The 16,654-nt window shown below is 63.6% G+C and carries 16 protein-coding genes; 8 read left to right on the top strand and 8 right to left on the bottom strand.

Annotated elements, in window-relative coordinates; genetic code table 11:
• Position 1 precedes the first annotated feature (1 nt).
• Positions 2-589 carry an alternate-type signal peptide domain-containing protein gene (locus tag D9V28_RS06550; RefSeq protein ID WP_121658950.1) on the bottom strand — a complete coding sequence of 196 codons (588 nt, stop codon included), beginning with the start codon at positions 587-589 and terminating at the stop codon, positions 2-4.
• 214 nt (positions 590-803) lie between these two features.
• Positions 804-1,724 (bottom strand): 2-hydroxyacid dehydrogenase, encoded by a 921-nt coding sequence (locus tag D9V28_RS06545; protein ID WP_121658949.1) that lies wholly within the window; start codon positions 1,722-1,724, stop codon positions 804-806.
• A gap of 70 nt (positions 1,725-1,794) precedes the next feature.
• On the opposite strand from D9V28_RS06545, the gene D9V28_RS06540 reads away from it, so the two are divergent.
• Positions 1,795-2,013 (top strand): SCO4848 family membrane protein, encoded by a 219-nt coding sequence (locus D9V28_RS06540; RefSeq protein WP_121658948.1) that lies wholly within the window; start codon positions 1,795-1,797, stop codon positions 2,011-2,013.
• Between the two features lie 76 nt (positions 2,014-2,089).
• Here D9V28_RS06540 and D9V28_RS06535 read toward each other — a convergent pair whose 3' ends face one another.
• The 3 genes from D9V28_RS06535 to D9V28_RS06525 form a co-directional block, all read right to left on the bottom strand.
• Positions 2,090-3,457 carry a rhamnulokinase gene (locus tag D9V28_RS06535; protein ID WP_121659665.1) on the bottom strand — a complete coding sequence of 456 codons (1,368 nt, stop codon included), beginning with the start codon at positions 3,455-3,457 and terminating at the stop codon, positions 2,090-2,092.
• A gap of 85 nt (positions 3,458-3,542) precedes the next feature.
• Positions 3,543-5,579, bottom strand: a complete 2,037-nt coding sequence (locus D9V28_RS06530) for a bifunctional aldolase/short-chain dehydrogenase (protein ID WP_121658947.1) — start codon at positions 5,577-5,579, stop codon at positions 3,543-3,545.
• Positions 5,580-5,661: 82 nt separating this feature from the next.
• Positions 5,662-6,423, bottom strand: a complete 762-nt coding sequence (locus tag D9V28_RS06525) for a DeoR/GlpR family DNA-binding transcription regulator (protein WP_121658946.1) — start codon at positions 6,421-6,423, stop codon at positions 5,662-5,664.
• Between the two features lie 194 nt (positions 6,424-6,617).
• Here D9V28_RS06525 and D9V28_RS06520 point away from each other — a divergent pair, with 194 nt between their 5' ends.
• From D9V28_RS06520 to D9V28_RS06495, 6 genes are all read left to right on the top strand, one after another.
• A complete protein-coding gene (locus D9V28_RS06520; protein ID WP_183086452.1) occupies positions 6,618-7,430 on the top strand; it encodes a DeoR/GlpR family DNA-binding transcription regulator in 813 nt (270 codons plus the stop codon).
• Between the two features lie 97 nt (positions 7,431-7,527).
• Positions 7,528-8,562 carry an autoinducer 2 ABC transporter substrate-binding protein gene (locus tag D9V28_RS06515; RefSeq protein ID WP_121658944.1) on the top strand — a complete coding sequence of 345 codons (1,035 nt, stop codon included), beginning with the start codon at positions 7,528-7,530 and terminating at the stop codon, positions 8,560-8,562.
• A gap of 74 nt (positions 8,563-8,636) precedes the next feature.
• A complete protein-coding gene (locus D9V28_RS06510) occupies positions 8,637-10,172 on the top strand; it encodes a sugar ABC transporter ATP-binding protein (RefSeq protein ID WP_121658943.1) in 1,536 nt (511 codons plus the stop codon).
• A complete protein-coding gene (locus tag D9V28_RS06505; protein WP_121658942.1) occupies positions 10,169-11,179 on the top strand; it encodes an ABC transporter permease in 1,011 nt (336 codons plus the stop codon). The genes D9V28_RS06510 and D9V28_RS06505 overlap by 4 nt, the downstream gene beginning before the upstream one ends.
• On the top strand, positions 11,176-12,264 hold the full coding sequence (locus D9V28_RS06500; protein WP_121658941.1) for an ABC transporter permease: 1,089 nt from the start codon (positions 11,176-11,178) through the stop codon (positions 12,262-12,264). The genes D9V28_RS06505 and D9V28_RS06500 overlap by 4 nt, the downstream gene beginning before the upstream one ends.
• Before the next feature lie 111 nt (positions 12,265-12,375).
• A complete protein-coding gene (locus D9V28_RS06495; protein ID WP_121658940.1) occupies positions 12,376-12,954 on the top strand; it encodes a dienelactone hydrolase family protein in 579 nt (192 codons plus the stop codon).
• 94 nt (positions 12,955-13,048) lie between these two features.
• On the opposite strand, the gene rhaI is transcribed toward D9V28_RS06495, so the two are convergent.
• The 3 genes from rhaI to D9V28_RS06480 all read right to left on the bottom strand — a co-directional run bounded on the left by rhaI (position 13,049) and on the right by D9V28_RS06480 (position 14,959).
• Positions 13,049-14,215, bottom strand: a complete 1,167-nt coding sequence (gene rhaI, locus D9V28_RS06490) for an L-rhamnose isomerase (RefSeq protein WP_121658939.1) — start codon at positions 14,213-14,215, stop codon at positions 13,049-13,051.
• Between the two features lie 133 nt (positions 14,216-14,348).
• Positions 14,349-14,534, bottom strand: coding sequence for a hypothetical protein (locus tag D9V28_RS06485; protein ID WP_147440927.1), 186 nt, complete (start codon positions 14,532-14,534; stop codon positions 14,349-14,351).
• 95 nt (positions 14,535-14,629) lie between these two features.
• A complete protein-coding gene (locus D9V28_RS06480) occupies positions 14,630-14,959 on the bottom strand; it encodes an L-rhamnose mutarotase (protein WP_121658937.1) in 330 nt (109 codons plus the stop codon).
• 244 nt (positions 14,960-15,203) lie between these two features.
• Here D9V28_RS06480 and D9V28_RS06475 point away from each other — a divergent pair, with 244 nt between their 5' ends.
• Entirely contained in the window at positions 15,204-16,217 is a 1,014-nt protein-coding gene (locus D9V28_RS06475) for a LacI family DNA-binding transcriptional regulator (protein WP_121658936.1), read from the top strand.
• Positions 16,218-16,654 lie beyond the last annotated feature (437 nt).

Here is a 16,654-nt window from a genome sequence, read left to right as displayed (position 1 = left end):
ATCAGAGGCTGCCGTCGACCTGGGTTACGGCAACTGCGAACTGGGAGAGGTTAACCTGTCCGGTCTTCGAGGCGTTGTCATCTGCAGGAGCGCCAGCGAATGCCCAGTTGAGGTCAACATCGATCGTGACGGCGTATGTGCCTGCGGTGTTGCTGTTGTGCGCGATCGTCGCGGTGGGGCCGGCGACACCGTTGATGGTGAACGCGGCCGTCTGAGCGAGGTCGCCAGCAAGCGCCACGTCTGCGGGGTCAGCCGCATCGACCGGGGTGATTGATCCGGGAGCGACGGTTGCGGTGAACTCGAGGTTCTGGCCCTGAGCTGCGATCGAGTAGTCAGCGCTGAAGACGAGGCGGTCGCCGGGAACGACGCGAACCGCGGCGATGTCGGCGACGGGGGTCGATGTGCCGCTGGTGTGCACGATCGTCCAGGCGGGTGCAGCGGTCTGCGTGAGAGCAAGGTTACCTGCGGAGATGACAGCAGGAGTTCCCACGTCTACGGTGCTGTTCCAGTAGGCGAGAGATCCGCCGGTGCCGAGCAGGAGTGCGACGGCAGCGCCTGCAGCAATAGTTCCTTTAGTGATTTTCTTCATCAGTGTTCCTTTTGAGTGTCAGTTGGCGGGCACTCATCGACGGACATAGTCCACTGATGTTCCCCCCGGAAGCAAAGTTATGAATCCGCGCCATCCTTGGCGCAGGAATTCATCTTCTTGCGCCGGGGCACGAAAGCAATCCCCCAAAAGCGACGTTAGCATAGACGCCCGCTCAGCGATAGGGAAATTTTGCTCACTGAAGTTAGTGTGCAGATTAGCTCCGCAGCACCACGTTCTCCGGCTCATCGCCCCGAAGCATTCGCTCAATCTGACGGCGAGCGAGCCGCGCCATCCTGGGCATCATGGCGGTGGTGGCACCGCCGACGTGCGGACTGATGAGCACATTCGGCAGGGCGAACAGCGGGTGACCCTCTGGCAGGGGTTCCGGGTCTGTGACGTCGAGAGCGAACCGCAGTCGGCCGGACTCAGCGTGGCGAAGGATCGCGTCAGTGTTCGCAACGGCTCCGCGAGCGATATTCACGAGCAAGGCGCCATCGGGCATTGAGGAGAGAAATTGATCGTCGACGAGATCCGTGGTGTCGGCAGTGAGTGGAACCCCGACGATTACGATGTCGGCCTGAGGCAAGAGCTCGGGGAGCTCGTTGATTGCATGGATCTGGCCTCGTTCGTCGCTGCGCGCCCGCGTGGCGACACGGACGAGGTTCACCTCGAACGGCGCGAGCCGATCTTCGATGGCCTTCCCGACTCCGCCGTAACCCAGAAGCAGCACCGTGCGGTCGGCGAGGCTCTCGTAGCGGGCAGGGGCCCAGCGGCCGTCGCCCGCGGCGCGGACAAAGTCGGGGATGCCACGTTGTGATGCGAGGAGAAGCGCAAGCGTCAGTTCGGCCGTCGATGTTTCGTGCACCGAGCTGGCATTGGCAAAGACGTTTCCGGGCGGAAGGACCTCGTCGACGCCGTCATAGCCGATGGACTGACTTTGGACGAGCCTTGTGGTGACTCCGGCGAGGACGCCGAGCTTGTCTGTAGCGCCCATGTACGGAGTGATCACGATGTCGAACTCGGATCGAGGTGCGGGCCCTGAAAAGTCCCACTCGACGAATTCGACGCCATCAATGTCACCGATGGCTTTGCGGAGGGTCTTGCCTGGGACGCTCACGAGCAGTGGATCAGTCATGAATCGACCCTATCGAAGGGCGTTCCGCTGCCCGAGGAGTTGACAGTGGCGCCGCTGCTAGGTTCGACGAATGGACTCGCCGCTCGTCATCGCACTTCTGGCCGTCAACGTTGTGTTCAACCTCATCGTCTGGCCGCCGCTTTACCGTCGCGTTGTGAAAGACCCGAGGGCGCGGGATGCCGCGGGTAAAGCGACAAAGTTCCTCACCGTCCACATGGTGCTCTTCGTGCTGGCTGCGGTGATCACGCTGGCCAGTGCTATTGCGGCGATCGCCGCACTCGTCGGCTGACGTGGTAAACGACAACACGCGCTGAACCCATTCCAGCAGAAGAGCGGATCAGCGGGTGTTGCGCAGGGGTGGTCGTTCAGGAGCGCGAGCGCGGTTCGAACCTCACTGGCTCGAAGGATGCAGCAACCAGCGCTCGCAGCGATTCCAGATCACCGTCGAGAAGCCCCACAGCGCGAGCCTGCACGAGCACGTTGCCGATCGCGGTCGCCTCGACCGGCCCGGCGAGCACCGGCAGTTCGGCTCGGTCCGCGGTCAGCTGGCAGAGCAGCGTGTTGAGCGATCCACCGCCGACGATGTGGATCACCGATACTGTCGTGCCCGCGAGACGTGACGCGGTCTCGACAGCGTGAGCGAAAGCATCCGCAAGGCTCTCAACAATTGACCTGGTGAACTCAGCCTGCGAAAGCGGAACTGACTGGTTCGTTTCACGCAGCAGTTCGGCAATGCGCGCGGGCATGTCGCCCGGTGCCATGAGCCGAGCGTCGTTCGCGTCGAAGACGGGGACGGGGCCGGTCACCGCAGCGGCCTGACTCAGGAGGGCCGGCAGGTCGATGGGGGTTCCGGACTCGCGCTCCCACGTGCGCACCGACTCGCTGAGCAGCCACAGCCCCATCACGTTGTGAAGGAACCGCACCCGCCCGTCGACTCCACCCTCGTTCGTGAAGTTCGCCTCGCGGCTGGCGTTGGTGAGCACAGGCGCATCGAGTTCGAGCCCGACGAGCCCCCAGGTGCCGCACGAAATGTACGCTGCGTTCCCCGTCGTCATCGGAATACCAACAACAGCGGATGCCGTGTCGTGCGATCCGACGGCGGTCACGGGAACGCGCGAAGAAAGGCCGGTCAACTCGGCGAGAGGCGGCAGCAGCGTACCGATCGTCGTGCCCGGAGAAACGAGCGGCGCAAACAATGCGCGGGGCAGGCCAAGCCTGCTCATGAGCGCATCGTTCCATTCGCCATTGACAGTCAGCAGGCCGGTCGTCGATGCGTTGGTGGACTCGGTGACGCGGGCGCCGGTAAGCCAGTAGGCCAGCAGGTCGGGAATGAGCAGAGCCGAATCGGCCCTGTTCAGTTCGTCCCCGTCGGCGGCGAACTGGTAGAGCGAATTGAACGCGAGGAACTGCAGGCCGTTTTGGGCGTAGAGCTCCTCGAATGGAACTTTCGCGTGCGCGGCCGCGACGCCGCGTTCCGTGCGGCCGTCGCGGTAGTGGAACGGCTCACCGAGTAGCTCTCCGCCGGAGAGCAGGCCGTAGTCAACCGCCCACGAGTCGATGCCGATGCTCGCGAGGTTCGGGGCGCGAGTGGCGGCCTCGGTCAGGCCGGCCAACACCGACTCGTACAGGCCCGTCACGCTCCAGTGCAGCCCGCCGTCGATCTCGACGGGCCCGTTCGGGAAGCGAGACACCAACTCGAGCCGCAACTCATTTGGTCCGACGTGGCCGAGCATAACCCGGCCACTCGTCGCGCCGAGGTCGACGGCCGCAACCGTGCCGGTCACGCGGTGGCCCCAGCCTTGCTCGAAATGCGGTTGCTCATCGCAGGAAGGCGGCAGCGACCCCGGCGTCCACCGGAATGTGCAGGCCGGTCGTGTGCGACAGGTCGCTTGTGCAGAGCACGAACACCGCGTTGGCGACGTTCTCTGGAACGACCTCACGCTTGAGGATCGTGCGCTGTGCGTAGAACTTGCCGAGGTCCTCTTCTTCGATGCCGTAGGTTTTGGCACGGTTGGCGCCCCAACCCGATGCGAAGATACCCGAGCCGCGAACGACACCGTCAGGGTTGATGCCGTTGACCTTCACGCCGTACTCACCGAGCTCAGCGGCGAGCAGTCGCACCTGGTGCGCCTGGTCTGCCTTGGTCGCCGAGTATGCGATGTTGTTCGGGCCGGCGAAGACCGAGTTTTTCGACGAGATATAGATGATGTCGCCGCCGAGCTTCTGGTCGATGAGCACGCGGGCCGCAGCCTTCGACACGAGGAACGAGCCCTTGGCCATCACATTGTGCTGCAGGTCCCAGTCGGCCTCGGTGGTGTCGAGCAGGGACTTCGACAGCGACAGCCCGGCGTTGTTCACAACGAGATCGAGCCCGCCGAATGCCAGAACCGCTGCGTCGATCGCGGACTGCACCGCCTTCTCGCTGGAGACGTCAGCGGCGACGCCGATGGCGACATCCGTGTTTCCGATTTCGGCGGCAGCGGCCTCCGCCTTCTCGAGCGACAGGTCTGCGATGACGACGCAGGCGCCCTCGGCGGCCAGGCGGGTGGCGATCGCCTTTCCGATTCCGGATGCCGCACCGGTCACGAGCGCGACGCGGGTCGCGAGGGGCTTCGGCTTCGGCATGCGCTGCAGCTTGGCCTCTTCGAGGGCCCAGTACTCGATGCGGAACTTCTCGGTCTCGTCGATCGGAGCGTAGCTCGAGAGCCCCTCGGCCCCGCGCATCACGTGAATGGCGTTGAGATAGAACTCGCTCGCCACGCGTGCGGTCTGCTTGTTCGCGCCATAGCTGAACATGCCGACGCCCGGTACGAGAACGATGAGTGGGTCAGCGCCGCGAATCGCTGGGGAGTCCGCCGTCGCGTTGCGGTCGTAGTAGGCCTGGTAGTCCTTGCGATACTCCTCGTGGAGAACCCGCAGGCGCTCGATCGTCTCTTCCACCGAAGCGGATGCCGGCAGATCGACGACAAGCGGCTTCACCTTGGTGCGCAGGAAGTGGTCGGGGCAGCTGGTACCGAGTGCGGCGAGGCGGGGGTGTTCAGCGCTGGCCAGGAAGTCGAGAACGGCGGCGTCGTCGGTGAAGTGTCCGACCTGCGGCTTGTCGGTGGATGCCAAACCGCGGAGCGTCGGAGCGAGAGCGGCTGCCTTGGTGCGACGCTCGGCCTCGGGGAGTGCGGCGTAGCCGTCGAGGGCGGGGCCGAATGGCTCGGGGCGCGAGTTCGCCGCGATGTACTCGGCGGCGGTGTCGATGATCCAGAGCGAGCTGCTCTCGGACTCCTCGCTGGTGTCGCCCCACGCGGTGATGCCGTGCCCGCCGAGGATGCAACCGATGGCATCCGGGTTCTGCGCCTTGATCTCGGCGATGTCGAGGCCGAGCTGGAAGCCGGGGCGACGCCACGGAACCCAGACAACCCTGTTGCCGAAGATGGTCTTGGTGAGTTCTTCTCCGTCAGCGGCGGTGGCGATCGCGATGCCGGAGTCGGGGTGCAGGTGGTCGACGTGTGCGGCGTCTACGAGGCCGTGCATTGCAGTGTCGATCGACGGGGCAGCACCACCCTTGCCGTGCAGCGTGTAGTCGAACGCTGCGACCATCTCGTCTTCGCGGTCGACGCCGGGGTAGACGTTTGTGAGCGCGCGCATGCGGTCGAGACGAAGAACGGCGAGGCCCTTCTCGGTCAGCGTGCCGAGGTCTCCACCGGAGCCCTTGACCCAGAGCAGTTCGACGTTTTCGCCGGTGACCGGGTCGGTCTCGACGCCCTTGGCTGACGTGTTGCCGCCCGCATAGTTGGTGTTCTTCGGGTCGGCGCCGAGCCTGTTGCTTCGGGCGATCAGTGCCGCGGCTGTCTCGTTGGTCATGCGCGCTCCTGTTGTTCGTTCGTGTTAACTCTTACAGAAAGTAACACCGGCAACAGGATCCGTCAAGAAATCCGGCGACCGGTCAGGCCAGCGCGACCAGCTCCCGATACGGGTCAAGTCGACTGTCGGTCGGATCGAGCTCGGTGATCATGAGACTCACGTGCTGCCAGTTCAGCGCGCGGGCCAGGGCACGCTGGCCCAGCTTGGACGAATCGACGAGAAGAACGGTCTCGTCAGACGCGTCCACAAACGCGAGCTTGACCTGCGTCTCAGCGAGGGTGACCTCGCTCGTGCCACGCTCGGCGTCGACGGCTCCGGCCGAGGTGAAGAACCGGGAGTAGTGCAGTGAGCCCGCAGCCTGGCAAGCGAGCAGTCCGACGAAGCTGTCCGTTCGTTCCTCAGCCTCGCCGCCGATAAGCAGTGCCGTTCCCGCCACCCGGCGTGCGCTCTGAAAGTTCTCGTAGGAGTTTGTCGCGAGAGTGAGCTCGTCGCGCGTGCCCTCCATTCGCGCCAGAACTGTGCCAGCCGTCGACGATGCGTCGAACGCAACGGCACCAGTCGTCGGCATCAGGTCGAGGGCCTTATCCGCGATCACGAGCTTCGCGTCGGCGCCGGTCGACATCCGGTCGACGAACGAGCGCGGCCTGAGTGATGGGACCGCTCCACCTCGAACCCGGCGCAACTGCCCCTCGGTCTCAAGGTCGGCAAGGTCGCGCCGCACGGTCATGGCCGACACACCGAGGCGCTCGGCCGCAGCGTCCAAACGGATGATTCCGTCGGTGGTGAGGATCTCGAGCAGGCGCTCCCGACGCGACTCGGCGTCGACAGTCGATGTTGTAGCCATGATTTCGCGCTCCTCGCTTCGGGATGAAATGTTACAGCTCACGCTCCCGAACAGCGCGGGACGCCCACCGTCATGGGCCGTCGGGCAAGCGTGAAGCAACAGTTTGGTTTCGTTTCTTGACGCGAAGTGACGTTTACGTCTATCTTTCGAGTGCAAACCTGAGAGTTCGTCACTGTCGCCGAACGGGGAAAACGATGAGCCGGTACGACTTCGTACGTGAAGAGGTCATCCTCGACGAGCTCTCATCGCGGGGGCGTGTCACCGTGAATGACCTGGCCGAGCGGTTCGGCGTCTCACCGGTCACCGTCCGTAAAGACCTGGATCTTCTCGAGCAGCGATCATTGCTTCGGCGGGTTCGAGGGGGAGCGGTCGCCTCGACCCCGCGAGACGAGGGTGCCTTCGAGAGCAGGCTCCGTTCCGACGCCGCAGCGAAACGCGCGATCGCCGGTGCTGCAGCGACCCGGGTCCAGGACGGCGACGTCATCGCCATCGACTCGTCAACGACGGCGCACTACCTCGCAACCGAGTTGATCAGCCGCACCGGTCTCGTTGTCGTGACCAATGGCATCCACCTCGCAAGTTTTCTTATGGAGCGATCGGATGCCACGGTCATCCTTCCCGGCGGAGTGTTGCGTCGAGCGTCACGATCGGTGGTCGGCGCTTTCACCGATGTTCTCGAGGGTCGGGGGCGCGTAAAGGTCGGCTTCTTTGGAGCGACGAGTGTGTCACGGAGCCTCGGCCTGCTCGAATTGTCGAGCGAGGAGGGCGAGGCGAAAAAGGCACTCGCCCGCTCATGCGACTCGATCGTCGGCCTGTTCACGGCCGCGAAGGCGTCGGGTTTCGGCATTCACGCGTTCGCTCCGCCCGAGCAGATCTCGGCGCTGTACACGGACGACGCCGTCGGAACGGAGTTCGCGGACGCCTGGCAGGGCTCAGGCGTCGACGTCCACGTTGTGCCGGTGCCATCGCGCGTGCGGAACGAGCTATCCGAGACGGTGTCGGCATGACCGGACCTCGCCTCGCGCACCCCAACCACCTCGCGACGAGGAGCGTCGCGACCAGCAGGGCAATGCTGCCCGGTTCACAGAAGAAAGAGGCACCACTGTGTTGATCAGGAAGAAAGTACTCGCGTTCGGCGCACTCGCGCTGACGGCGGCCCTCGCCACCACCGCATGCACAAGTCGTGATGACACGGGCGGCGGCGGAGGAGGTGGAGGCGGTGGAGACGACAAGGTCACCGTCGCGTTCGTGCCAAAGCTGCAGGGTGTTCCTTACTTCGAGGCGATGAATGCCGGGGGTAAGGCTGCCGCCGAAGAACTGGGAATTGAGTGGCTGTACCAGGGGCCAACGACCGCAGACGCGGCCGCCCAGGCCGACATCGTTCGCTCGTTCATCCAGCAGGGCGTCGACGCACTCATTGTTGCTCCCAATGACCCCGACTCGATGGCTCCTCTGCTGCAGGAGGCAGCCGACGCCGGAATTCAGGTCGGAACGAGTGACACCGACGCTCCGAACTCGGTTCGCGAGGTCTTCGTCAACCAGGCCTCGGCCCAGGGCATCGGTGAGGGACTGACCGATGCGCTCCTTGAGGCCATGGGCGGATCCGGCAAGTACGCCATCGTCTCCTGCGGTGAGACAGCCGCGAACCTCAACTCCTGGATCGAGGTACAGGAGGCGTACACCGCGGAGAAGTACCCGGATGCCGAAATCGTCGACATTGTGTACGCGGGTGAAGACCAGGCGGCGGCGACGTCGATGGCCACAGACCTGATGAACGCACATCCTGACCTCACCGGGCTGGTCGGCGAGTGCACGTCATCGGCGCCAGGTGTGGCACAGGCGGTATCCGACGCCGGAAAGATCGGCCAGGTCTTCACGGTCGGGCTCGGCACTCCGCAATCCATGAAGCCGTACATCGAAGACGGATCATCGAGTGCATCGATCCTCTGGGATGTTGAGGCGCTTGGCTACCTCACCGCGTGGGCTGGACTCCAGCTCGCCGAGGACAACGGGTTCGAAGCGACGAACGATGTCAGCGACGACCTCCCCGAGGTTGCTTTCGACGAATCGAACAAGGAGCTCCTGCTCGGCCCTGCCCTGAGGATCACCTCCGAGAACGTCGACGACTTCGACTACTAACCAGCGACACCGTCGGAGGGGCTCGGCCGACCGGACCCCTCCGACTCCTTCTCTTTCGATTCAGCGAGGAACTCATGTCGAACACAGCAGAAGTGGTTGGGTCCGTCCCGCGGGTCGAGCTGTCCGGAATCGTCAAGACATACGGCGGTGTCCGGGCGATCCGCAACGCAGACCTGAGCGTCGCCCCTGGCACTGTGCACGCCCTCGTCGGAGAGAATGGGGCTGGCAAGTCCACACTCATCAAGATTCTCGCGGGCGCCGAGCGGGCCGACGCCGGTTCGCTCCAGTTCAACGGTGAACCGGTTTCCATTACATCAACGACGGATGCTCTCGGCCTGGGTGTGCAGACCGTCTATCAGGAGCCACAACTCTTCCCCGAACTGAGCGTTGCCGAGAACGTCTTCGTCGGGCGGGAGCTGCGCAGGGGAATCCGAGTGGACTGGGCAGCGCAGGCCGAGCAGATGAACTCGCTGCTCGACACGGTCGGGCTCGACGTGGGAATCGCCACGAGAACCGTCGGTGACCTGTCGATCGCACAGCAGCAGCAGGTGTCGATCGCGAAGGCGCTCGCCGGAGAGGCCCGCGTGCTCATTCTTGACGAGCCGTCGGCCATTCTGACCGACGCAGAAATCGACGTGCTGTTTGCCGTCATCCGGCGGCTCACAGCTACCGGCGTCTCGGTCATCTACATCTCCCACCGCCTCGACGAGCTCTTCCGCATCGCCGACGTTGTGACGATCATGCGAGACGGCGAGACGATCACCACACGTCCGATTGGTGAGCTGACCGTGCGGGAGATCGCCGAACTCATGGTTGGCGGTGTCCTCGCGGAGCCGCGAGCAGACGTGGAGGCGACTCGAGGTGACGTCGTGCTTCAACTCGACGATATGAGCCTCGCTGGCTCCTTCAGTGAAATCAGCCTCGATGTGCGCGCAGGTGAAATCGTTGGACTCTACGGTCTTATCGGCTCAGGTGCAGGCGAGATCGCCAGCACCATCTACGGGATGCAGCGTCCGACCGGCGGCAGGATGCTCGTTCGGGGCGAACCTGTGGTGCTTCGGCGGCCGTCCTCGGCGAAGAAGCGTGGCATCCACCTCCTCCCAGCCAACCGCTCAGCGCAGGGCTCGTTCTCCTTCCAGAGCATCGCGTTCAACATCACCATCGGCGAACTCCACCTGCTGTCACGCATCAAGGGATGGGTGCAACGCCGCGCCGAACGCGACATCGCCCGCAACTTCATCACGCGTCTGGCCGTGAAGACGCCGAGTGAAAGGCAACCGATCAGCGCGATGTCTGGCGGAAACGCGCAGAAGGTCGTTCTGGCTCGGCAGCTGGTCAACCGGCCGGAACTCCTCGTCCTTGTCGAACCGACCCAGGGTGTTGATGTTGGGGCGAAGGAAGAGATCCACAGAATCATCGACGACCTCGCGTCAGAGGGCACAGCGGTCCTCGTCGTCACAAGCGACCTCGGCGAAGTGCTGCGGATCTCCGATCGGATCATCGTGATCCGATCGGGCGAGATTGCTCACGAATTCACCCCGGATGCCACGCAGGTCGAAATTCTGGCGGCTGCGGCTGGCGAGACCCACGGAAGCGAGGAGCCATCATGACCGCTGTGGCGCACGAACGGGCGTCGAAGCCGATTGTAAAACGAATCCTCCCTCCTCCGGTGACGGGGCAGGAGCTGGTCCTCGTCGGTGTGATCGCGGTGCTGTGGGTGCTGCTCGGAATCTTCACTCCCTCCTTTCTCAGCCCGTCGTCGATCCAACCGCTGCTGGTCTCGGTCGCGCCCATCGCGCTGATTGGTGTGGGGATGACGTTCATCATCATCACGGCGGGCATCGACGTCTCGGTGGGAGGCGCGATCGCGCTCTGCGCCGTGGTGACCGCCAAACTCCTCGTGAACTACGACGTGCCACTGATCGTCGCAGTGCTGGTGAGTATGGTCCTCGGCACGGTGCTTGGTTTGATCAATGGCACCCTTATCGCCTACGGGCGTGTGCACGCGATCATCATCACCTTCGGAACGGCGAACATCTTCCAGTTCTTCGCCCTGAGGGTGTTCGGGTCGTCGACGGTGAACGGAATACCGTCGACCCTCGACGTCTTCGGCCGTGGTGAATCGGGCCGCACGCTTGGGGTGCCGCACAGTTTCGCGATCACGATCCTCGTCGTGCTGATCGCGTGGTGGTATTTGCGCAACACCGCTGGCGGCAGACACCTGTTCGCGATCGGCGGCAACGAGAACGCCGCCAGGCTGGCGGGTGTGAAGGTGCAGCCCCGTGTGGTGTTCGCGTACGTCGCAACCGGCGCGCTTGTCGGCCTCGGTGCCTGCTTCTTCATCGCGGCGGGCACATCGACCCTGGACCAGGGTGTCGGTGCTGGGCGGGAGCTCGCCGTGATCGCCGCTGTCGTCATCGGCGGAACCTCGATCCTCGGCGGCCGCGGTTCGGTCATCGGAACGCTTCTCGGGGCAATCCTCGTGCAGACGGTCAACTCCGGTGTGACACAGCTCGGCTGGCCGTCGCAACTCGCCAACCTGTTTGTTGGAATCTTCATCATCATCGCGGTTGGCACTGACCTGCTTCGCGAACGGGCTCGGAGGAGCAGAGCATGAGCGGACTGACGACCCAGACGGTACCGAAGGTCAGAACCCAGAACACGAAGCGGTCGATCGGTGGCCGCGCGCTCGAGGCGCTCCTCACCCAACGCGTCGTGCTTCTTGCGGTTCTCATTGTTCTCATGCTCATCCTCATGACGGTGCTTGACGCGACTGGGGCACTGAGCGGCTCGTACAACTCTGACTACCTCGCGGCATCCCTCATCAACGCCGTGCCCCTGGCCATGCTCGGGTTGGCCCAGCTCGGCGTCATCCTGTCTGGTCGAGGCGGCATCGACCTGTCGGTCGGATCGATGGTCTCCGTGACAGGCATTGCGTTCGGGATGTCATACGGACTGTGGGGGTGGAACCTTCCGGTCGCCATGATCTTCGCCATCGTGCTCGGCGGAATTCTCGGTGGCGTCAACGGAGCTCTTGTGTCGTTCGTCGGATTCCCTCCTCTCATCGCGACGCTCGCGACGTTCTACGCCTACCGGTCGATTGCCCTCGTGTGGAGTGGACAGAAGCCCGTCAACTCGACGGAGATCCAGTCCTTCTATTCGGCAGCAAAAGCAATCGAGCTTCCGCTCATCGGCTCGTACCTGCCGCTGGTTCCCCTCGGAATTTTCACCTTCCTGATCCCCGTAGTCCTCGTGGTGTGGATTCTGCTCAACAAGACCACCTTCGGGCGCCGGATCTACGCCCTCGGCACGAACGACACCGCGGCTGCCTGGGCTGGCATCAACGTGCGCCCGAACCGCTTCGCGGTCTATGTTCTCTCCGGTGTCATCTCCGGACTTGTCGGAATCGTCACTGTCGCCCAGTTCGCCTCAGCGCGACCGGACGCAGGGACCAGCGGAAATGGCATGGCGCTGCCCGCCATCACCATCGCGGTACTTGGAGGGGTGGCTATCACCGGCGGGATCGGCCGGGTCTCCGGCGTCGTCCTGGCGACGATCCTCATCGTCTGGCTCAACGCCGGAATCCTCCTCGCCTTCCCCGGTAACGACGGGGTGCAGGTGCAGCTCCTCGCCCTCGGTCTGGTGCTGGTGTTTGCGTCGCTTCTCAACGGGCTGACGAAACGTAAATACGGCGGGATCTGACCGAGCTCCGCCTGCCTGCCGTGTGATGCCGCTGCGCTTGAGGTCGGTGTAATAGGGTCAGGCACCAGCACATACGGGAGATTCGCGCGTAACCGGTTGAAAGGGTTTTCGATGGCTGAAGTGCTGCTGTTCCACCACGCACAGGGGCTGACGCCCGGTGTCCTGGCTTTCGGTGACAAACTCCGGAACGCCGGAAATACCGTTCACGTGCCGGACCTCTACGAGGGGCGCACGTTCGAGACGCTGGACGAGGGTGTGAACCACGCGAGGGGCATCGGCTTCGATGTGGTTCTCGAGCGCGGAAAGGCCGTCGCGGCCGAGCTGCCGTCAGACCTCGTCTACGCCGGCTTTTCGCTCGGAGTGATGCCTGCCCAGCTGCTCGCACAGGCTCGGCCCGGATGCCGCGGTGCACTTCTCTTTTCGGGATGCCTTCCCGTTTCCGAGTTCAGCCAGGCGTGGCCGACCGGAGTGCCTGTGCAAATCCACTCCACCGAAGCAGATCCGGAGTTTGTCGATTCCGGCGACATCGACGCCGCCAGGGCGCTCGTCGCCGAAGCCGAGGACGCGGAGCTCTTCCTGTACCCGGGAAACTCGCACCTCTTCGTCGATTCCAGCCTGCCGTCGTTCGAAGCGGAGTCCGCTTCCGTGCTGACGGATTACGTTGTGCGGTTCCTCGACCGGCTCAGGTAGCCGGCGTTTTCATACGACCGCAGGGTGCCTGCGGCGGGGAGGCCGAAGCCATCCCGGGCCGCCGACACCCCGTCAGCTGAAGAGCTCGTCTCTGTTATGCGCCCCAACCGGCCTGCTGGCCGCCAACGCGGTCGGCAGCGATCTGTTCCTGATAGCCGGAGGCGGCGTAGGCAGCCATCGGGTCAGCCGGAAGACCGCGGGACTCGCGCCACGCTGCCAGGTCGCTCCGAACATCCGTGTAGAAAGCATCCATCAGGATGGCGTTGGCACCGAGCACATCGCCGGCGTTCTGCGCGGCGGAGAGAGCGTCGCGGTCAACGAGCAGTGCACGTGCGGTCATCTCCTGAACGTTGAGCACGCTGCGGATCTGGCCCGGAATCTTGTCTTCGACGTTGTGGCACTGGTCGAGCATGAACGCGACGGGTGAGTCGTCGTCGAGTCCGCCACCGCGGACGACCTCGTAGAGGATCCGGAAGAGCTGGAACGGGTCGGCCGCGCCAACGATGAGGTCGTCGTCGGCGTAGAAGCGCGAATTGAAGTCAAACGAGCCGAGCTTGCCGAGGCGAAGCAGCTGGGCGACGATGAACTCGATGTTGGTGCCTGGCGCGTGGTGACCTGTGTCGAGGCAGACGAGCGCCTTGTCGCCGAGAGCGCTGACCTGGGCGTAGCTGGTTCCCCAGTCCGGAACATCGGTGTGGTAGAAAGCTGGCTCGAAGAACTTGTACTCGAGTACGAGGCGCTGGTCGTCGCCGAGGCGTGCGTAGATCTGCTCGAGTGACTCGGCGAGGCGGTCCTGGCGGCCCCGGATGTCGCCCTGTCCTGGGTAGTTGGTGCCGTCGGCGAGCCAGATCTTGAGGTCCCGCGAGCCGGTTTCGCTCATGATGTCGATGCACTCGAAGTGGTGGTCGATCGCCTTCTGGCGAATGGCGGCATCGGTGTGCGTGAGCGAGCCGAACTTGTAGATGTCGTCCTGGAAGGTGTTGGAGTTCACGGTTCCGAGGGTCACGTCGAGGTTGGCTGCGTAGTCGCGGAGAGCCGCGTAGTCATCGACCTTGTCCCACGGAATGTGAAGGGCGACCTTCGGTGCCAGGCGGGTGAGCTCGTGAACCTTGGCGGCGTCGGAGAGCTTCTCCTGGATGGTGCGGGGAGTGCCGGGGGTGCCGAATACCTTGAACCGGGTGCCGGAGTTGCCGAAGGCCCATGAGGGGAGTTCGATTGCCTGCTTCTCGAGCGTCGCAAGCGCTGTGGAGTCGATCGTCATTGTTCGTCCTTACTGAAGTTCACTCGCATCGGGCAAATGAATGAATCGTTTCAAGCTAAGTTACCAGACGGACGTGCCAAAAGGGGGAGTGCCGCATCGCAGCGCTCCCCCTTTCTCAATGGTCCTGATCGCGTTAGCGCGACGCGGCACCGGTGAGGTCGCCGGCGTCGGCGGCCGAAGTGGTGGCACCGGTCGACGCTCCCTCACGCTCGTCCTCGATCTCCTGGAGGCTTCGGCCCTGGGTCCGAGGTGCCCAGATCGCGCCGATAAGGAGCGAAGCGGCCAGCAGGCCGAGCATGATCCATCCGACGAACGGCACGCCATGCTCAACGAGGAATGACGGGAATCCTCGCTGCAACGCGAGGGGACGTTTCGGGTGGGGGACGCAGGTCAGGGTGCGGGGCTCGTCCGGTCTCAGGCCAGATGGAAGTATTCGTGCAGCTGCATCATCGTCTGGTCTGGCGCTGTCTCTTCAGCCAAGAAGCCGGCCATGGTCGCCTGCCAGCGAGCATTCACATCGGTACGGTCCATCTCGGCGCGCGCGCGGTCGAAGTCATCGGTCTCGAGGTAGCCGACGACGAGGCCATCTTCTTTGTGAAGGAAGAGAGAGTAATTGCGCCAACCGCAGGCGCTCAGCGCCTCGAGCATTTCTGGCCACACCGTTTCGTGGGCGGCGAGATAGTCGTCGACGCGTTCGGGCTTGAGGTGCATAAGAAAACACACACGTCCGGTTTCGCTGTCCATGTCGATGAGCTCCTTTGGTCACGATGCGAGTGGTGGATCGTCACTGGACGCGATTGGCGTTCTCGGTGATATCCCTCGATGCGGCGCCAGTGGCATCCGCAATTTTGTTCATTTCGGTGCATGAAATGAAATGATTCAATGCGCTCATTTGTATCACGTCTTCGCGAGTCGGTCGGCTCGCGCCGGAACCAGAGGACGTCGACTTCGCCGCTACGCTGGCATCACCAATGACGGAGGATCAGCTATGGGAATGAGTGTTCGCGATGTGGCGACACGGGCCGGAGTATCGGTGGGAACGGTCTCTAATGTTCTCAACCGTCCCGACAAGGTTTCCCCTCACACCGTGGATAAAGTCCGTGCGGCCATCGACGAGCTCGGGTTTGTGCGCAACGACGCCGCGCGCCAGTTGCGGGCAGGGCGGAGCCTCAGTATCGGCCTGATCGTGCTCGATGTCTCGAACCCCTTCTTCACAGACGTTGCACGCGGCGCGGAGGACCGGGCCGCGGAGGATGGGCTCACCGTCCTGCTCGGAAACAGTGATGAGAACGAGGACAGGGAGGCCGCGTACCTGGACCTGTTCGAGAAGCAACGAGTGCATGGCGTGCTGTTCTCCCCAGTCGGTGATGCGCAGAGTCGGCTGGACGCACTCCACCGGCGAGGCATTCCGACGGTGCTCGTTGACAGGCCCACGACCGATGAACGTTTCTCGTCGGTCGCGGTCGACGACGTTGCCGGCGGGTATCTCGCGGCCAGGCATCTTCTCGACACCGGGCGGCGGCGCCTCGCGTTCGTCGGGGGTCCGAGGGATCTCCACCAGGTGGCCGACCGGCTGGCGGGTGCGACGAATGCTGTCGATGAGACGGCCGACGCGACGCTCGAGTACATCGCGACGGACGCACTCACTGTGCTGCAGGGGCGGCAGGTGGGTGAGGCCATCCGGGAGCGCGACGCTGTCGAGCGACCCGACGCGCTTTTTGCAGCCAATGACCTGGTCGCCATGGGACTCCTTCAAGCGCTCAGCATGGTCGGCCCTCTCACGGTGCCGGGAGACGTCGCCATTGTTGGCTACGACGACATTGATTTCGCCAGCGCGGCGGTCGTCCCGCTGACCTCGATACGGCAGCCGAGCGCCCTTATTGGCTCCACCGCCGTTGACCTTCTCCTGCGTGAAGCAGAAGCGCCAGACGAATTCGAACGGCAGCATGTCGTTTTTCAGCCGGAGCTCGTGGTGCGTGACTCGACGGCGCCGAAGGTTTGAACCCGATTCCGCGCGATCACGGGCCACCGCGCGGCGACACGCCCGGGTTGCAGGGCAGATTTGCGGGGTAATCCTGATCGAACGTAGAGTAACTACTCGTCACCCCAAAGGTGCGGCTGAGCTTAGCTCGCCGGCCTCATGCGGGACCAATCCCAACCAAAAGATAAGCGCTCTTGAGCGTCTTCATTTTGAGGTTTAGGATATAAACCCACCCTCGAACAACCGAAGAAATTCGGCGGTTCTTGTGATGTCTGGCTCGACTGGAAATCACGGGGAGCGGCCGGTTTCACACGGCTGATCGATGTGGTAGGGTAGAGAAGTTGCCCTGCGGAGCAGCCCTGAGGGGTGAAAAGCGGGAGCATCCGATCCTTGAGAACTCAACAGCGTGCACAATGTCAAATGCCAAATACCCGTTGACTCGGCCTTTTCTGGTTGGG

The sequence above is a fragment of the Mycetocola zhadangensis genome, from assembly GCF_003668565.1.
GTDB classification, from domain to species: Bacteria; Actinomycetota; Actinomycetes; order Actinomycetales; family Microbacteriaceae; genus Mycetocola_A; species Mycetocola_A zhadangensis.
The sequence above is the reverse complement of the archived record's forward strand: the minus strand, read 5'-3'. Positions and strand labels throughout refer to the sequence as shown.